The sequence below is a fragment of the Glycocaulis alkaliphilus genome (assembly GCF_004000605.1).
In the GTDB taxonomy this organism is placed as follows: Bacteria; Pseudomonadota; Alphaproteobacteria; order Caulobacterales; family Maricaulaceae; genus Glycocaulis; species Glycocaulis alkaliphilus.
This window is the reverse complement of the sequence record NZ_CP018911.1, coordinates 1,222,523-1,238,662: the sequence shown is the minus strand read 5'-3', so window position 1 is coordinate 1,238,662 and position 16,140 is coordinate 1,222,523. Positions and strand designations below refer to the sequence as shown.

17 protein-coding genes, 2 tRNA genes and 1 pseudogene are annotated in these 16,140 nt (G+C 62.5%); 5 read left to right on the top strand and 15 right to left on the bottom strand.

The window, feature by feature from the left end:
- Nucleotides 1–6: 6 nt before the first annotated feature.
- From X907_RS05945 to X907_RS05915, 7 genes are all read right to left on the bottom strand, one after another.
- Nucleotides 7–201, bottom strand: coding sequence for a helix-turn-helix transcriptional regulator (locus X907_RS05945; RefSeq protein ID WP_127566194.1), 195 nt, complete (start codon nucleotides 199–201; stop codon nucleotides 7–9).
- A gap of 13 nt (nucleotides 202–214) precedes the next feature.
- Nucleotides 215–619, bottom strand: a complete 405-nt coding sequence (locus X907_RS05940; protein WP_127566192.1) for a hypothetical protein — start codon at nucleotides 617–619, stop codon at nucleotides 215–217.
- A gap of 19 nt (nucleotides 620–638) precedes the next feature.
- Complete coding sequence (locus tag X907_RS05935) at nucleotides 639–1,523, bottom strand: alpha/beta fold hydrolase (RefSeq protein WP_127566190.1); 885 nt, start codon at nucleotides 1,521–1,523, stop codon at nucleotides 639–641.
- 153 nt (nucleotides 1,524–1,676) lie between these two features.
- Nucleotides 1,677–2,642 carry a DUF3137 domain-containing protein gene (locus X907_RS05930; protein ID WP_127566188.1) on the bottom strand — a complete coding sequence of 322 codons (966 nt, stop codon included), beginning with the start codon at nucleotides 2,640–2,642 and terminating at the stop codon, nucleotides 1,677–1,679.
- A gap of 91 nt (nucleotides 2,643–2,733) precedes the next feature.
- Nucleotides 2,734–3,372: a DUF2497 domain-containing protein gene (locus tag X907_RS05925; protein ID WP_127566186.1), complete on the bottom strand. Its 639-nt coding sequence runs from the start codon at nucleotides 3,370–3,372 to the stop codon at nucleotides 2,734–2,736.
- A 103-nt stretch (nucleotides 3,373–3,475) separates the two neighbouring features.
- A complete protein-coding gene (locus tag X907_RS05920; protein ID WP_127566184.1) occupies nucleotides 3,476–4,828 on the bottom strand; it encodes a TolC family outer membrane protein in 1,353 nt (450 codons plus the stop codon).
- Between the two features lie 112 nt (nucleotides 4,829–4,940).
- On the bottom strand, nucleotides 4,941–5,594 hold the full coding sequence (locus tag X907_RS05915; protein ID WP_127566182.1) for a protein-L-isoaspartate O-methyltransferase family protein: 654 nt from the start codon (nucleotides 5,592–5,594) through the stop codon (nucleotides 4,941–4,943).
- 165 nt (nucleotides 5,595–5,759) lie between these two features.
- Between X907_RS05915 and X907_RS05910 the strand changes: the two genes are divergently transcribed.
- A tRNA-Cys gene (locus tag X907_RS05910) sits at nucleotides 5,760–5,833 on the top strand.
- A gap of 26 nt (nucleotides 5,834–5,859) precedes the next feature.
- Here X907_RS05910 and X907_RS05905 read toward each other — a convergent pair.
- Nucleotides 5,860–6,246: an Mpo1-like protein gene (locus X907_RS05905; RefSeq protein ID WP_233352546.1), complete on the bottom strand. Its 387-nt coding sequence runs from the start codon at nucleotides 6,244–6,246 to the stop codon at nucleotides 5,860–5,862.
- 337 nt (nucleotides 6,247–6,583) lie between these two features.
- On the opposite strand from X907_RS05905, the gene X907_RS05900 reads away from it, so the two are divergent.
- Nucleotides 6,584–6,659 (top strand) — tRNA-Asn (locus X907_RS05900).
- Nucleotides 6,660–6,681: 22 nt separating this feature from the next.
- On the opposite strand, the gene X907_RS05895 is transcribed toward X907_RS05900, so the two are convergent.
- Nucleotides 6,682–7,779, bottom strand: a complete 1,098-nt coding sequence (locus tag X907_RS05895) for a hypothetical protein (protein ID WP_127566180.1) — start codon at nucleotides 7,777–7,779, stop codon at nucleotides 6,682–6,684.
- A 98-nt stretch (nucleotides 7,780–7,877) separates the two neighbouring features.
- Here X907_RS05895 and X907_RS05890 point away from each other — a divergent pair, with 98 nt between their 5' ends.
- The 3 genes and pseudogenes from X907_RS05890 (at nucleotide 7,878) to X907_RS14560 (ending at nucleotide 9,558) form a co-directional block, all read left to right on the top strand.
- Nucleotides 7,878–8,771 carry a diacylglycerol/lipid kinase family protein gene (locus X907_RS05890; protein WP_170175479.1) on the top strand — a complete coding sequence of 298 codons (894 nt, stop codon included), beginning with the start codon at nucleotides 7,878–7,880 and terminating at the stop codon, nucleotides 8,769–8,771.
- Nucleotides 8,768–8,974, top strand: a pseudogene (locus X907_RS14735) (metallophosphoesterase family protein); the annotation flags it as partial. The gene X907_RS05890 and the pseudogene X907_RS14735, both read left to right, overlap by 4 nt.
- Before the next feature lie 104 nt (nucleotides 8,975–9,078).
- Nucleotides 9,079–9,558, top strand: coding sequence for a metallophosphoesterase family protein (locus X907_RS14560; RefSeq protein ID WP_233352544.1), 480 nt, complete (start codon nucleotides 9,079–9,081; stop codon nucleotides 9,556–9,558).
- A 3-nt stretch (nucleotides 9,559–9,561) separates the two neighbouring features.
- Here the strand turns inward: X907_RS14560 and X907_RS05875 are convergent, their stop codons facing one another.
- The 6 genes from X907_RS05875 to X907_RS05850 all read right to left on the bottom strand — a co-directional run bounded on the left by X907_RS05875 (nucleotide 9,562) and on the right by X907_RS05850 (nucleotide 16,126).
- Nucleotides 9,562–9,999, bottom strand: coding sequence for a hypothetical protein (locus X907_RS05875; RefSeq protein ID WP_127566172.1), 438 nt, complete (start codon nucleotides 9,997–9,999; stop codon nucleotides 9,562–9,564).
- 90 nt (nucleotides 10,000–10,089) lie between these two features.
- Complete coding sequence (locus tag X907_RS05870) at nucleotides 10,090–11,961, bottom strand: ABCB family ABC transporter ATP-binding protein/permease (protein WP_127566170.1); 1,872 nt, start codon at nucleotides 11,959–11,961, stop codon at nucleotides 10,090–10,092.
- Between the two features lie 61 nt (nucleotides 11,962–12,022).
- On the bottom strand, nucleotides 12,023–12,985 hold the full coding sequence (locus X907_RS05865; protein ID WP_127566168.1) for a LysM peptidoglycan-binding domain-containing protein: 963 nt from the start codon (nucleotides 12,983–12,985) through the stop codon (nucleotides 12,023–12,025).
- A 166-nt stretch (nucleotides 12,986–13,151) separates the two neighbouring features.
- Complete coding sequence (gene gatB, locus X907_RS05860; protein WP_127566166.1) at nucleotides 13,152–14,657, bottom strand: Asp-tRNA(Asn)/Glu-tRNA(Gln) amidotransferase subunit GatB; 1,506 nt, start codon at nucleotides 14,655–14,657, stop codon at nucleotides 13,152–13,154.
- A gap of 252 nt (nucleotides 14,658–14,909) precedes the next feature.
- Entirely contained in the window at nucleotides 14,910–15,902 is a 993-nt protein-coding gene (locus tag X907_RS05855) for an NADPH:quinone reductase (RefSeq protein WP_127566164.1), read from the bottom strand.
- On the bottom strand, nucleotides 15,899–16,126 hold the full coding sequence (locus X907_RS05850) for a hypothetical protein (protein ID WP_127566162.1): 228 nt from the start codon (nucleotides 16,124–16,126) through the stop codon (nucleotides 15,899–15,901). Before X907_RS05850 ends, X907_RS05855 begins: the two co-directional genes overlap by 4 nt.
- Between the last annotated feature and the right edge of the window lie 14 nt (nucleotides 16,127–16,140).

Below are 16,140 nucleotides of genomic sequence, written 5' to 3'. Positions count from 1 at the left end.
CCCGCCTCACCCGTTTGGATCGAAAATATCCTCGATCCTGAGGCCAAACACCTCGGCGAGCGTGAAGGCGAGCGGCAGGGACGGGTCAAACTTGCCCGTCTCCACCGCATTGATCGCCTGGCGCGATACACCTGCCCGATCCGCGAGATCAGCCTGGCTCCAGTTGCGCTCCGCGCGCAGCACCTTGAGGCGGTTTTTCATCTGCCTGAGCCTCCTAGCGATAGCGCCCGCGCACAAAGCAGGCCGCAATCCCCTGCCCGCCGATAATGGCGGGAAGAACCCAGATCAGGGTGATCTCCGGCAACAGGTCCGTTGCCTGCTGGGCGAAGGCGTAGGCGAAGCTGATGAACGCCACCGCCCCGGCAGAGATCATCGTGGCCTCGGCGATCACCGCCCGGTTGAATTCATCCATGGAGCGGATGAAGACGATCATGGCATGCAAGCCGTAGAGCGCGGGAAACACGGGCGATATGGCAACAAGGATGCGCAGCCAGTCGGCGCCGATCATGTCTCCGCGCAAGACCGTGATGGAAGCGAACAGCACCGCCGTATAGCCCATCATGGCGAGCAACATATGCAGCATGTACCGGCGGGCGTGGGGATTGGGTGTACCAGTCATCGGAGCTTTCTCCCTGTCTCTAGCGGTTGTCAGCAAGGAAGCGCGCAAGGCGCGCACTGAACGCGGCAGGCTGGTCGATCATCAGGAAATGGCGTGCGCCCTCGACGATCTCGACACTGCCGTTCTCCAGTGGCGCATACTGGGCTGCATACATCGTCTGCAGGGTTTCAGCATCCACAGGCGCGCCCGGCGCCCACGGCGCGAGTATCAGCACGGGCACATCAATCTCTTCCAGTACGGATGAAAAATCGCGCCCCGACACTTCAGCGAACGCTGCAGCGATAACGGCCTGATCGGAAGCGGCGAACCATTCGGTCAGCGTAGCGTGAAAGGCGGTATCGAGACTCTGCACGGGAAGCCCCTGCCCCATCATCGCAAGAAACTGCTCACGAGGCAGGCTGCTCATCTGCGCAGCAAACATTTCGCCGCTCGCCGCTGCCTGCTCCGGCGTGGCGGCCGGGTTGAACAGGCGCGCATAGAAAGGCACCGAATCGACCACCATCACGGCGCTCACAGCATCTGAGGAGCGCGCCGCGACCTGCAGCGCCACCTGCCCGCCAAGCGAGTGCCCGACCAGGACGACATCGGAGTATCCGCCCTGGGCAATATAGTCCGAGATGGCCCCGGCAGCACCGGCGATAAAACCGTCACTGCCCGTTTCAACCGCCGGCACGCCCGCGAAACCCGCCAGCGTGAAAACGTGAATGTCCGCGGTTTCGCCCAGCTCGCCCACAGCGCCGTCCCACGTCTGACCGGAGGATGCCAGGCCCGGCACGAACAGCACGGTCTGCGCGCCGGCATCGCCATGGCGCTCCACGACGAAACGGTCCTCCGCACTGGCTGCAACAGCCGTGACGGCAACAGTCAGCGCGGCGGCCAGCGATTTCAACATTGCTCTCTTCATAATCCAACATCCTTTGTGTCAGGTTTAGCACCCTATTTGTAAGGCAAAGCTGACATCAACGCGCAGAGATGTCAATTACACCTGACACAATGTCGTGTGTAGCTGATTTTTATGGGGATTTGCAGGCGGGCTGACAGACAGGCGCGGCCGGGCTCAGGCCATCCATTCGGGCTTTTCGTCCGGCGCCAGTACCAGAGCGATAATCTCTTCGATCAGCTCGAAATCGCGATAGAGCGTCTCGACCCGGCTGCGGACATTGAGGGGTTTGAACAGCGAGCCGGGCTCGAAAAGATTGCCCGTCTCGGCGGCCAGCAGAAGCTCGCCTCTGCCGAACCCGTCAGCCAGCGCCTCGTCAAAGACGCCGCGTACATTCTTGCCCTTCAACGCCGTCTCCAGCGCCAGCACCCGTTCCATGAAGGTTGGCGTCATCAGATAGCGCGCCATGACCTGATCGGTGCCGTAGACCTGAAAAATACGCTCGAAATTCGGATCCACGAGGCCGATCCGCTCCAGCCTGCGGCCATTGGCTGACCGCATCAGCCCGTCCAGCGCATTGAATATGCCCTGATCGCGAGTGATCAGGGTGACGCCCTCTATGGTGCGCGGAAAGGCGATGCGGATCAGCACGCCGCGAAACACGGTGACGTAATAGGTGCGCTTGCGGCTGCGCCGGCGCTGCTTCAGCTCGGCTTCGTAGAGCTCGAACCCAGCGCCATGCGCCTCGCCAGAGAAATGGTCCTCAAACTCGCGCTTGTGCGAGTGAGGGATCAGGCCATGGCTGCGGAAGCTCTCAAAGTGCGCAGGGCTGTTCGGCTTGGGCGCATAGCGCAGCGAAAACGTTTCGGCGAGGCGGTTATTGAGCCCGTGCTTGACCTCGGCGTGAAGCGCGTTGAACGGCGACGACATGAAAGCCGCAAAGGCCCCTGCGGGAACAACGCCCCCTAACATCGCCAAGCCGCCCGGCGCACCGGCAGCCAGCAGGATCAGTGCCACCGCAATGCCGCCGGGAATGGCTATCGACAGCCCGGTAATCAGCCGGCGCACCACCGCCTCGCGCCGGCTTTCCAGCCCCGCAAGCCAAGGCTCCAGCTCAGCCCAGACAGTGTCAAAATCACGCAAAACACCTACCCCGTAACGAAACAGACGCCCTTTTTAGGGGGCGTCTGTGACAGGTGCCAGCCCCAATCGGGGGCGGATCAACCAATGCAGACTAGCGGCGGCGGCGCGCCACGCGCTCGATCTCTTCTTGCACCTTCGCCTCAACGATGGAGGGCAGGTTTTCGTCAAGCCATTGCTTGAGCATCGGGCGCATCAGCTCGCGCACAATACCTTCCAGCGTCTGGCCATTGTCACTGCTGACACGCAGATTTTCGGTCAGGGCCGCAAACGCCCCGGCGGCCGCGCTGGCGGCCGGCTCGGCAAGCAGGCTGTCATCATCGTCGGCAGGGGCGGGCTTGGGTGCTTCGGCCATGACAGGTTCGGGCTCGGGCTCCGGTTCAGGTTCGGGTTCAGGCTCCGGCGCTGACGCAAATTCGTCCTCGCGGTCCACAATCATCAGATCGTCGGCAATCGCCATGGGCGAGGTGCCTTCGGTTTCTTCCTCGACCCGGTCGGTGAGTTCCAGAACATCATCATCAAAGACCGATACTTCAGCCTGCGGCTCGGGCTCAGGCTCAGGTTCGGGCGCAGCCTCGAACGCCGGCTCAGCTTCCGGCTCCGGTTCTGCAGCAGGCTGGGGAGCGGCAGGCGCAGCCTCGGCTTGCGGCTCATCATCCTCGTTGATGATACGCCGGATGGAGGCCAGGATTTCCTCCATGGTCGGTTCTTGTTCTGCGTTGCTCTGGGCCATGAAACAGGTCCTTCGGATGGTCACGAGGGGGTTAGCTTGACGCTGGCCCAAGCTTGGAATGCCCTTGCCAGGATGTCCAGCACTGCATGTGCTGGAACAGACCCTAATTGCCGCCCGTTAAAGGGAAGTTAGGCCAGAACCGGCGGTTTTCACCAATATTGGCCTCTTCATAGGGTTCAAGCCCCACCTGCTCGGCGGTCAGCCGCCCCATAGCCTGCAACAGGGCGTAGGCGGCAACCTGATAATCCCGCTCTGCCCGTACCAGCTCAAGGCGTGAATTGAGCAATTCCTGCTCGGCATTGAGCACGTCGAGCGTGGTGCGCAGGCCGACAAAAGCCTCCTGGCGCACACCCTCGAACGCAATCTCGTTGGCGCGCACCGCCTCACGGCTGGAGATAATCACCGCTTCTGCCGCCAGATAGCTGTTCCAGGCATTGGATATGCCTTCAGCCACCGAGCGCCGCACATTGAGCACCTGAAGGCGGGATTCATCCGCCGCAGCGACCGCCTGACGGACCCGCGATTCGTTCAGTCCGCCCGTGAAGATGGGCATGGAGACGCGCGCACCAACGGTGACGGATCCGCGTCCACGGCCCGTGAAATCGGACTCGCGCGATTCTGACGCTGAAGCGGACAGAGCCACATCCGGGCGCAGGGCCGACCGAGCAAGGCGGATACCCGCCTGGCTTGCCTGCTCATTGAACAGGGCCGAGAGCAAAAGCGGATTGCTTTCCAGAGCCACATCAGCGGCGATGGCCAGCGTTTCAGGCACATCGGGCTGGCCTTCAGGCTGCTCGACATCCAGAGGCGTAAGCCCCGTTACCCGTTCATACCCGGCCCTTGAGGCGGCAAGCGTGGCCTGCGCCGCAGACAGTTGCGCCTGGGCACCTGATACGCGCGCCTCGGCCTGTGCAACGTCCGTGCGGGTGATTTCACCCACCTCGAAACGGTCACGCGCGGCACGCAGCTGCTCGGCGAGTACGTCCACATTGTTGCGGCGGATGTCCACAATGGCAGTATCGCGTACGACATCCAGGTGAACGGCGATCGCCGACAGGATGACATCCTGCTCAGTGCTGACCACGTTCCAGCGGCTGGCCTCGATACGGTTCAGGGCCTGATCGACAGAGGCATCAATGCTTCCGCCGGAATAGAGGCTCTGGCTGGCACTGAGTGAATAGTTCACATCACCGCCACTTCCGCCCGAGCCGCTTCCCGGCCCCCAGCTCTCCCCGTCGGAGATGCCGGCGCTGGCAGACAGGGTAGGCAGCCGCGCAGCGCGCGCCTGCACCACACCTTCACTTGTCTGACGCAAACGGGCGCGCTCTGCAGCCAGCACGGGGCTGGTGCGGTAAGCCGCTTCTAAAGTTTCATTGAGTGTCTGGGCGTTCGCACCGGCTGCCAGACCGCTCAGACCCAGCCCGGCGGCCAGCATAAAGCTTATCGGAAATTTCATGCGTCCCTCTCACGGTTCACGACCACCCCGGCCCCGTCTAAATGGGCGCTATGCCCTGAAATTCCATCCCCAAACGCAAATTACCAAGAAAAAAGTGAACAGTGTTCACTTTTTAAAGCAAAAACTCGGGTTCGCGCTCGAAGCCGGGAAGGAGCGAGGTCATCGAATCGAAGACCACACGGCTGCCCACCACACCGTTCCTGCGCGTATATACTCTTGCCCGGCCGACACCGTTTTCTTTCACGATCACGCCCAGACGGCCATTTTCTGCGAGCTGCGACAACCAGGCATCTGGCACAAGCTCAACAGCACCGTTCACCAGTATAACGTCGAACGGCCCCTGTTCCGGCGCACCTTTTTTGATATCAGCAGTCACAATCACAGCATTGTCCGCGCCGATGTCGCTGAGCGCCCCCTCAGCCTTGGAGGCAAAGGACTCATTGGCCTCGATACCGATGACGGTTTCGCAAAGCCGGGACAGAATGGCCGTGGAGTAGCCACGGGCGCACGCCAGGTCGAGTACCAGCTCGCCCGGCTTGACGCCAAGTGCCTGCACCAGCTTGGCAAAATCTCGCGGCCGCATGAAGCGGCGCCCCTCGCCCAGATCGATCTCCATATCGGCATAAGCCGATCCGGCCATTGAACGGGGCAGGAATCGTTCACGCGGAATGGCGAGCATCGCATCCTGCAAGCGCCGGTCAGTGACGTCGGCAGGGCGAATCTGGGAGGCAACCATTTGCCGTCTGGCTTCGGCGAGCTCACTCATGGGATGACCGTCCGCTATAAATCAAAGACGCGCGCTTATATCGTGGCCCGCCAACAATGTGCAACGCCGCCGCTGAGCCTCATATGCGCCACGGGTGCGCATCTTTCTGCAAAGCGCGTTGCAGCCGGCGGGCCGCCTCGCTATAGCTCTACGCCCACCACAAGAGGCGCCATGGCGGAGTGGTGACGCAGAGGACTGCAAATCCTTGTACCCCGGTTCGATTCCGGGTGGCGCCTCCAACTGCCCCCCTGCTCCCTGAACGGGGCTATGCGCCCTGACGCGCATGCGGGTGGTCCGTCACACCGGCCTTTTCCAGCTCGGCGTCCAGACGGCCCGAGACCCACAGCCAGAACATCTTGTAGTCGCCAATCAGCGACCAGAGCGGATAGGTGAATGTCGCCGGCTTGTTGCGCTCGATAAAGGCGTGGCTGACCCAGGCGAAGAAATATCCTGTGACCGGCACCAGCAGCAGCGCCCACCAGGTTTGTGTGGCCAGCGCCCATACCAGCACAACCGGAGCCAGCACCGTGCCGACAAAGTGCCAGTAGCGCGTGGCCGGAATGGCGTGTTCGCGCAGGTAAAAGGGAAAGAAGGCCGAAAAGCTCGTATAGCGGCCATCGACCATATCCGGGTTGTCGTGCGTGTCGCTCATGGCGCTGTCTCCCGTGTGACGTCGCATTGAATGACGAGCCTAGCCCAGAACAGCGCGAACCGCGAGCCGCCCGTTAAGTTCCCGGTCAGAGCGATGAGTCATTTATATCGTCCGGCCGATGGCGTTAGCGAGATATTAACCATCGAATCGTTAATGTGATCTCGTCTTCTTCTTGAAGACACCCCACCATCCACCCATGCCTTTTCGGGAGCCTAGCGGCTCCCGATTTTTTTTGTTCCGGTTTCAGGGACTGAAACTTCTAGCGGAATTAACGGCAAAAGCGCCTTGCGGGACCCAATCCGTATTGCTAAAGACCCCACCTCGCTTGCGAGAGTGTTCCCCGGTAGCTCAGTTGGTAGAGCAGCGGACTGTTAATCCGCCTGTCGCTGGTTCGAGCCCGGCCCGGGGAGCCATCGCAGCGAGTTTCCCCACAGATCAGCGCATGATGTCATCTGACTGTTCCCCCGCTGCGAACAGCGCGGGCGGTATCCTGTACGCGAAGAAATAGTCTGCATCGCCGGGGCCGGGCTGCCATCCGGCAAGCGCGCCGTTGCGGATGTGCCCATGACAGGGATCATGTCCGTGCGAGCGCCGCAGATAAGGCCCCGCTGCGCGCAGAACGGCGGCGGAAACACTTGAGGGAAAGTGGAGGCGCAATTTCGAGGCTCCGGCCCGCCGGGCAATCTCGACCAGATGGCACAGCAAGGCTCGTTGCGCCCTGATCCCGGCCTCACTGCCAGAACCCGCCCAGTCGACGATCTCGGCATGGTCCAGCCGCTCTGGCGACGGTTTGGTGAGCAGCAGGGCCGCCAGCGCCAACGCCCGCCCGCCCGACCTGGCTATGACATAGCTCATGCCGCCGCGCCGGTCCGGGTCAGACAGGCGATAGCGCAGCGATACAGAATCAATCTGCCGGGCCAGAACATCGTCCGCCGTGATCGCCGCGAGTTCGTCATCGCCCACATCGTCCAGCGAGACGAACACGATGCCGCCTCGCCTTCCCTCAACATTGAAGGCAAAGCCGGGGTGGCAATCAAAGCGCTCAGCAGGTCCGGCAGGCGGCAGCAGGGCGCGTACAGCGCGCGAGGGGCGCAATATCCACTCTACCCATTCGCGCCCTGACGGCCCCAGCCAGGGCAATGCTCCGACCCGCGGAAGCAAAGGCGCAGAAAGAGCGTTGTTGTTCAGCGTGAGAAAGGCATCGACGCCGGGCTGAGCGATGCCGTGACGAATAAGCTTCAGGCCGGACTGGCGCCCTCTGACCTGATCGGTAATCACGGTGTGACCCGTGGCGATCCTGATACTCGAGCCGCCACGGCGGTAGGTGTTGATGAAATTGCCGAGAAATCCGGAAACGCCGCCTGCTCGCTCGAAAACCCAGCCGGGCGGGATCTCGCCCTGCTGCGGATTGCCAAACAGTACCCAGCGCCACCCTTCTGCCGAGCGGGCCGGAAAACCACATGAGTTCACCAGCCGGACAATGGCGGGAAGGTCATCCTGCCTGACCTCTCTGATTGCTTCTGCCGTTGTCATCGCCTGCCCCCTTCACGCAGATCAAATAACGGCGTTGAATGAAAAATGGTTTACAGATGAGGAGGAACCCCACCCGGCGCACAGCGTTAAGAACCGGCATGACCCCGAACACAGAGACTGCCAACCGGCCGGCAAACGCCAGACAGATCACGCGCGCGTCCGTGGTGCTGAACCCCAATGGCGGAAGCGTTCCTGCCGACGGCCGCCAGATGCTGGAGGCGCTGCTGGCAGACCTTGGCGTATCGGCCCGCTTTGAAGTCATTGATCATGATTGCGAAGCAGCGTGCCAGCGCGCTCTGGAACAGGAAGCGGACACGATAATCGTCTGGGGCGGGGACGGCACAGCAGCGTGCGCGCTCAATACGCTTGGTCCGGATGATCCGCCCATACTGCCTCTGCCCGGCGGCACCATGAACATGCTGCACAAGCTCGTTCACGGTGGTGATCTGGACCCCGCAGAATGCCTGCGGGCCGTGCTGGAAAATCCGGTCGAGATGGATATTGCCGCTGGCGAAGTGCTGGAGCACCGTTTCTATGTTGGTGCGCTGATGGGCGGGCTGACGCGCCTTGCCGCCCCCCGCGAGGCGCTGCGCAAGGCCGACATTTTCCAGGCCGTCACCGAGTTTGGCGAGGCTAATGCCTTTGGCCTCGACACCCCCATGCGCTGCATCGCCGACACGGGCAACCAGCATGACGCGCAGGCCCTTGGAATATTCCTGTCAGAGGACCCCGGCCGGCCTGGCTTTGATGTTCTTGCAACGGCGCCCGAGGGGTTGCTTGATCTTGCCTATACCGGCCTTACCGGCCTGCTGGCCGACTGGCGGAATGCGTGGGGGGTCGAGCGCGACTTCGCATCCCGGGTGGACGTCGAGGCCCTTGAATCCACGGGAATTGAAGCCACACTGGACGGGGAACCCGTGACCCTGCCGCGAAACGCGCGTTTTGTGCTGATCAGAAAAGCGGCAAGGGTGCTGACAGCTCGCAAGGCATGATACGTTTATTTCAACTGGCCGACCTTCACTTCGGCACCGAGGACCCCGGCGCCATGCATGCTGCTGCAGGGGTTATTGCGGACAGTGCGCCAGCCGCCCTGATGATTTGCGGCGACCTCACCCAGCGCGGCAAGCGCTCCGAGTTTGAGGCCGCACGCAACTGGCTGGACCAGTTCGATGTGCCCCAGCTCGTCGTGCCCGGCAATCATGACACGCCCCTCTTGAATGCGGTCTCACGCGTGTCGCAGCCATTTTCGCGGTTTGCCCGCTACTTCTCCGATCGCAGCGCTTCTCTCGACATTGGCCCATGGCGGGCAGCCGGACTGAATTCGGCGCGGGGTGGCAGGCGCGTTCCAACTGGGCTGAAGGCTCGATCAGCCCCACCCAGTTGCGTATTGCCCTCGACGAGATTGGCGAGCAGCCGGGCATACTGGTGTGCCATCACCCGTTCAAACCTCCGGCCACCGCGCCCTTGCACACGCGCACCGCGCGCGGGATCAAGGCAAGCGCCATGGTGGCGCCAAGCCCGGTTCGCCTGGTCCTGTCAGGTCATGTACACGGCGCATCAGCCGACCTGCACAGCTATTCGCACGGCTCTTACCTGTCGCTAACAGCCGGGACGCTGTCCACGCGGCTGCGTGAGGGCCAGCCCTCATTCAGCGAAATCATCCTGTCTGGTGATGAAATCGACGTTATCGCCCACCGCTTTGACGGCAAGCAGTTTCGCGCTCACACGCTTGGCCGGTTTGAAACCGGGCCAGATGGCAGGATCGTTACGGCGGGTTGAGGCTTAGCCAGCTATCAGCTTTTTCAGCCAGGCCAGCGGGCCGGAAGCCCCCGGCTCACCGGCCGGCCCTTCCTGGCGTTCAGCCAGCAAAAAGGCATCGGCTTCGGCGAGCGTTTCAAACAAGCCGACACTGCGGCCTGCGCGCTGAAGCTCCTCGGTGAACACTTCGATGAAGCGCGCATCATTGCTATGGCTGGGCCGGACAATGGCTATTGCGAGAGTAGGCGGCGTCTCGCGGGCGAGCATGCGGGCAAGCTCAGGGGCTTCAGAATGCGAGATGAGTATCTCGGCCCTGCTCATATTCATCAGGACTTCGCGCGCGCCCTCATCCTCGACCAGAGCCGCGTAGAGCGCGAACGATTCCATGGCGTCCTGCCAGTCGACACTCCCCACCCGCTCGGATGTAATGCGCCAGTTCCGGGTCTCCACAGAGCGTCCCACGCGCGATCCCTCTCACCTCGCTAAATCGCGGCGACCATAGGAAAAAGGCGTTTACAGGACCTGAACCTGCCGGGCGTGGCGGGCAGGAAACTACAGTGCGCGCTCGCGAGCGGCAGTAGCGTCACGTACCTTGCGGGCTGCGTCGACGGCCTTGATCTGGCGGTCCCACATCGTTGCGTACTTGCCGCCCAGAGCGACCAGCTCGTCATGTGAACCCTGCTCGGCGATACCGCCCTCATGCAGGACATAAATCTTGTCTGCCCGGGCGATTGTGGAGAGCCGGTGCGCAACAGAGATGACCGTGCGCCCCTTCATCACTTCATTGAGGGCTTCCTGCACGTCGCCTTCGGTCTCGGAATCCAGCGCAGATGTGGCCTCGTCGAGGATCAGAATGGGCGGGTCTTTCAGAATGGCCCGCGCCACACCGACACGCTGCTTTTCGCCGCCGGAGAGCTTCAGTCCGCGTTCGCCGACACGTGTCTCCAGGCCCTCTTCGAGATCTTCGACGAACTGGCGCAGCCGCGCCCGGTCAATCGCATCCCATAACTGCTCTTCAGTGGCATTGGGGCGGCCGTAGAGCAGGTTCTGGCGCAGCGTGTCATTGAACAGCACGACATCCTGAGGCACGAGCCCCATCGCATTGCGCAGGCTCTCCTGCGTCACATGCGCGATGTCCTGCCCGTCAATCAGCACGCGGCCCTTATCGGGATCAAAAAAGCGCAAGAGCAGGCGCAGCGTGGTGGATTTGCCCGAACCCGATGGGCCGGCAATGCCGACGAACGTACCGCCCTTCACCTCGAAACTCAGATTGGCGACCGAGCGGGAGCGCCCCTCATGGGCGAACGACACGTTCTCGAACACCATGCCGCCATCAGTGACCACAAGCTCAGCGGCGCCGGGGCGGTCCTGAACATCGGGTACGAGTGTCAGCGTCTCGAAAAGGCGTTCCAGATCAATCGCGGCCTGACGTATCTGCCGGTAGGCAAAACCCAGAATATTGAGCGGTTGATAGACGCTCATCAGCAGGAGCGTAAGGGCAGCAACATCGCCCGGCTGCAACCGGCCTTCCAGCGCGAGCACGGCCCCGACCAGTATGACAGCCAGAAGCCCCCCATTCATGATGGCTGCCTGCACGATATTGAGGGTCTGCAGGCTCTGATCAGCCTTGGTTGCCGCCACGGCGTACCGGCCACGCGCCTCGTCAAAGCGGTCCGACTCGCGCTTCTCGGCGGCGAATGCCTTCACAGTCTCAAAATTTCCAAGAATGTCGACCGCGCGCGCGTTGACCTCACTATCGGCCTCGTTCATCTGCCTGCGCAGCTTTACGCGCCACTCGGTCAGGAACCAGGTCACCAGCGCATAGGCCGCCACCGCACCGATAATGATGACTGAGAATATCCACCCATAGCGCAGCGCTACGATGACCGACGCCAGAACCAGCTCGATCACCGCAGGCACGATGTTGAAGACCAGATAGCGCAGCAGGAAATCGACCGCACCCGCGCCCCGGTCAATGATCCGGTTTACGGCTCCCGCCCGGCGCGTCTGATGGTAGCGCAGTGACAGGGACTGCACGTGCAGGAAGCCTTTCAGCGCGACGATACGCTGGGCATCCTGGGAAACGCGGGCAAACATCATGTCACGCAGTTGCGGTGCAGAGTTTGACGCGAACCGTGCCAGCGCATAGGCGACGAACGCACCGCCAAACGCCCAGAATGCAAGCTCGGCTCCGGCTTCTACGCCTTCAATGAGCGCATTGAGACCGTCACCGAACAGGAGCGGTGCAAGGACCGCAAACATTTTGGCCACGACGGTGAGGAGGAAGGCCACAACCATGCGCAGACGCCAGCGGTCCATGTCCGGCGAAGCGAGTATGCCCACCACACGTACAATAGCTTCGCCCAGCCGCCCTTGAGGGAGCTGTCCATCGGGCGTTTTAACGACGTCGCTGGGTGATGCCATGCTTAATGCATAGGCTGATTAGTCAATGACAACAATGTCTTTTGACTAGTCGCGGCGGAATTCAGTTTTCTCCGGGAGCCGCGAGGACCTGACCTGGATAAATCAGGTCAGGATCGCGGATCTGCTCGCGATTTGCCTGGTAGATAACCGTGTACTGGAAGCCGTCACCATACAGCCGGCGGGCGATGCGCCAAAGCGAATTGCCCGGCTGCACAACAACGCGCTCGCCGCCCATGGCAAGCGCTTCGCGGGTCGCCCGCTCGAACGGCAGGGCGATGACCGCCGTCACCCGGCCTTCATCATCAAGCTGGTCGAGCTGAAGGTCATACACGCCCGGCTCCAGACCGGAACTCGCCGCGACGCTCCAGCGGCCGGAATTGTCGGCCTGCGTTTCGGCAATCAGCTCGCCATTGGCGAGGATTCGCACCCCGGCATTCGGCTCGGCGCGCCCTGAAAAAATGACGGCACCGTTCTCGTCGTAATCAACGGTCTCCAGAACCAGCGGCCCCACGCCGACGCCGTCTTGGGGACCTTGCAGCACGCGGCTGGCCTCGCCCGGACGGCCGAGCACCACCAGAGGCGTCTCATCGCGGGACGCCGGCACGGACACCACGACAACCTGATCAGAGCGCACTTCTTGACCATCCGGCGTGCGCATGAGAAGGCTCAGCTCCACCGTGCCGGTGGGCAGCGGGTTCTGCAGGATGATGACCCACTCACCAGCTGACGTGATGGCGGTGCGGGTCAGTTCGTTCTGGTTGGCCAGCAACGCCACTTCGGCGCCCGGCGCGCCGCGCCCTGCGATTACCGCATTGCCGCGTGCATCCACACGCACCACGTCAAAACTGGGCGGGGTCAGGCTGGAGGCGGGCTGACGCGGCGCCTCACGTTCGGTCTGCTCGGAAGCCTCAGGCGCGGCCGGGGCCGGGTCTGCGGAAGGCCGCGTGGCGATATAGACGCCCGCTGCCGCAATTGCCGCGACCAGCAGGACAGCCGCTATGATGAAAGACCGCGTGGCAGCCATGGATGTCTCCACAAACGCGCGTCCCTGCGGGGTGGCGGGGACTTCGGTGAGTATCGTCGCCCGCACCTTGCAAGGCGCGGGCCGCTTAATGCATCCCCTGCCCGGACATTCATGCACACCATGCGTGGCAAAAATAGGGAGAGGCTGCAGAAAGCCGCTACCGGCGCTAAACTCCCAGCTTTGACTTCAGGATCTCGTTGACCGCCTGCGGGTTGGCCTTGCCGCCCGTCGCCTTCATCACCTGGCCGACAAACCAGCCGAGCGTCTGCGGTTTGACCTTCACCTTCTCAGCCTGCTCAGGATTGGCGGCGATCAGCTCATCCACCACCTTCTCGATCGCGCCGGTATCGGTGACCTGTTTCATGCCGCGCGATTCGACGATCTGTTTGGGGTCCCCGCCCTCGGCCCAGACGATCTCGAACACGTCCTTGGCGATCTTTCCGGAAATGACGTTGGAGGTGATGAGGCTGACGAGCTTTGCCAGTTGCGCCGGGCTGACCGGGCTTTCGGTGATGCCAAGGCCTTCCTTGTTCAGCCGGCCGAAGAGCTCGTTATTGACCCAGTTGGCCGACAGCTTGGCGTCCGCGCCCGCAATCACGGCCTCGAAATAGTCCGCGCGGTCCTTGTCTGCCGTCAGCACGGAGGCATCGTATTCCGACAGGCCAAGCACTTCGACAAAGCGCTTGCGCTTGGCTTCGGGCAGTTCCGGCAGGTTGACGCGGATGTTTTCGATAAAGCTTTCTTCCAGCTCCAGCGGCAAAAGGTCGGGATCGGGGAAGTAGCGGTAATCGTGGGCTTCTTCCTTGGAGCGCATGGCCCGCGTGACGCCGGTATTGGCGTCAAACAGGCGGGTTTGCTGCTCGATTCGGCCGCCCTCCTCGATGATGTCGATCTGGCGGCGGGCCTCATACTCGATGGCCTGCATGATGAAGCGTAGCGAGTTCACGTTCTTGATCTCGCAGCGCGTGCCCAGGTGCTTGAAATCGCCGGTCTCGCGGAATTTCTCGTACTGGCCGGGCTTGCAGACCGACACGTTCACGTCCGCGCGCATCTGGCCCTTTTCCATGTCCCCGCCACACGTATCGAGATAGCGCACAATGGTGCGCAGCGTGCGCACATAGGCGGCTGCCTCGATGGGCGAGCGCACATGCGGCTTGGAGACGATCTCCATCAGCGCCACGCCGGAGCGGTTCAGGTCCACATAGGTTGCGTTCGGATCAAGATCGTGGATCGACTTGCCCGCATCCTGTTCCAGATGCAGCCGCTCGATACCCACGGTGAAGCGCGAGCCATCATCGCGCTCGCACACGATCTCGCCCTCGCCGACGATGGGAAACTGGAACTGGCTGATCTGATAGCCCTGCGGCAGGTCGGGGTAGAAGTAATTCTTCCGGTCAAAGCGCGAGAAACGGTTGATCTGCGCGTTAAGGCCCAGCCCGGTTTTTACCGCCTGCTCCACGCAGTGCTTGTTGATCACCGGCAGCATGCCCGGCATGGCCGCATCAACGAGGCTGACATGGGTGTTCGGCGCCGCCCCGAACTCGGTGGACGCGCCAGAAAACAGCTTGGCGTCCGATTGCACCTGCGCGTGGACTTCCAGACCGATCACGATCTCCCACTCCCCGGTCGCGCCAGGAAGGGTGTAGCGGTGGGTGGCATCATCAAGCGGCATAGCAAGTCTCATCGGGTGAAGGAATGGTTTTCAACGCATGTAATGTCGCGACGGCGCGCGTTTGGCTAGGGTTTTTGCTCAGAAGCGGGAGGGGTAAGCGTTAGCAGGCTTCTTTTTTCCTCCCCCGCCTGCGGGGGAGGTGGTCCGAAGGAGCGGAGGGGGGAAATCTTTCTCAATAATCCCCCCTCGCCGCTTCGCGGCACTCCCCCGTGAACGGGGGGAGACATCCCAGGCGGCCCGCTAAATGCCCTCTCACCCACCGCTTGGCTGGACGATGACCGCGCCAGAGCGCTCCCCGCTTTCCACGCGTTCATGGGCCTTCACGGTGTCTTCCAGAGGCCAGACGGAATCGATGAGCGGACGCAAAAGCCCCGCTTCCAGCGCACTGGTAATGTCGGCTACGGCACTGGCGCGCTGTTCGGGCGTGATCGCGTAGAGGAAGATGCCCTGCAAGGTGACATTTCTGAACATGAGCGGATAAGCGGCGAACACCGGCTCGCGCGCGCTTTCCGAGCCATACCAGGCAATAGTGCCATGCTCGGCGATCATTTGCGCTGACTGTGCCAGATTGCCGCCCAGCTCCACCTCGACGATATGGTCCACGCCCGCGCCTTGCGTATCGGCGAGAACCGCTTCCACCACGTCCTGCTGGCGGTAATTGATCACATGGTCCGCGCCGGCGGCCATGGCGATGGCGGCCTTGGCGGCGCTGGAGACCGTCGTGATGATTTTCTCCGCACCCGCCCATTTGGCGATCTGGATCGCGCTGTGGCCGACCGCGCCAGCCCCGCCGGTGACCAGCACGGTCTTATCCGCCACCCCGCCATTGCAGAACAGGGCGCGATGAGCCGTCATGGCCGGAATGCCCAGCGCCGCCCCGGCCTTCACCGATATCTGGTCAGGCAGAGGCACCGCATGCTCGGCAGGCAGCACACACACTTCCGCGCAGGTGCCGCCAACGCGCTTATAGGCCGCGCTGAACAGCCAGACCCGCTCGCCAAGGCGCGCAGGGTCCACCCCCTCGCCCACGGCCTTGATGATCCCTGCGCCATCGGAATGGGGGATTTGCAGCGGCACAGCCATGGCCCCGCGCGCGCCGGAGCGGATCTTCACGTCCGACGGGTTCACGCCCGAAGCCTGCACCGTGACGGCCACTTCGCCGGGACCTGGCAAAGGTTCCGCGCGCTCGCCCAGCGTCAGCACCTCGCTGGCTGCGCCCTGGCGTTCATACCAGATGGCTCTCACTGGTCCTCGTCCCTCTCCGCACGGCGCTGTTCATCGGCCAGCCGGTCCACCCAGACCTTCATGCGCCGCGCAAACAGGATGGTGCCAATGCTCGCCGCACCCAAGAGGAAAAGTGCCGCACCGATGGCTTTGGGCGCGGTCTCATCACCAAACCGCCCGGCCAGCATGGCCGCGCCGAGAATGGTGATGCCGCAAAGCGGGATGAGCAGGACTGTGGGGTTCATGAAAATCAGGGCTG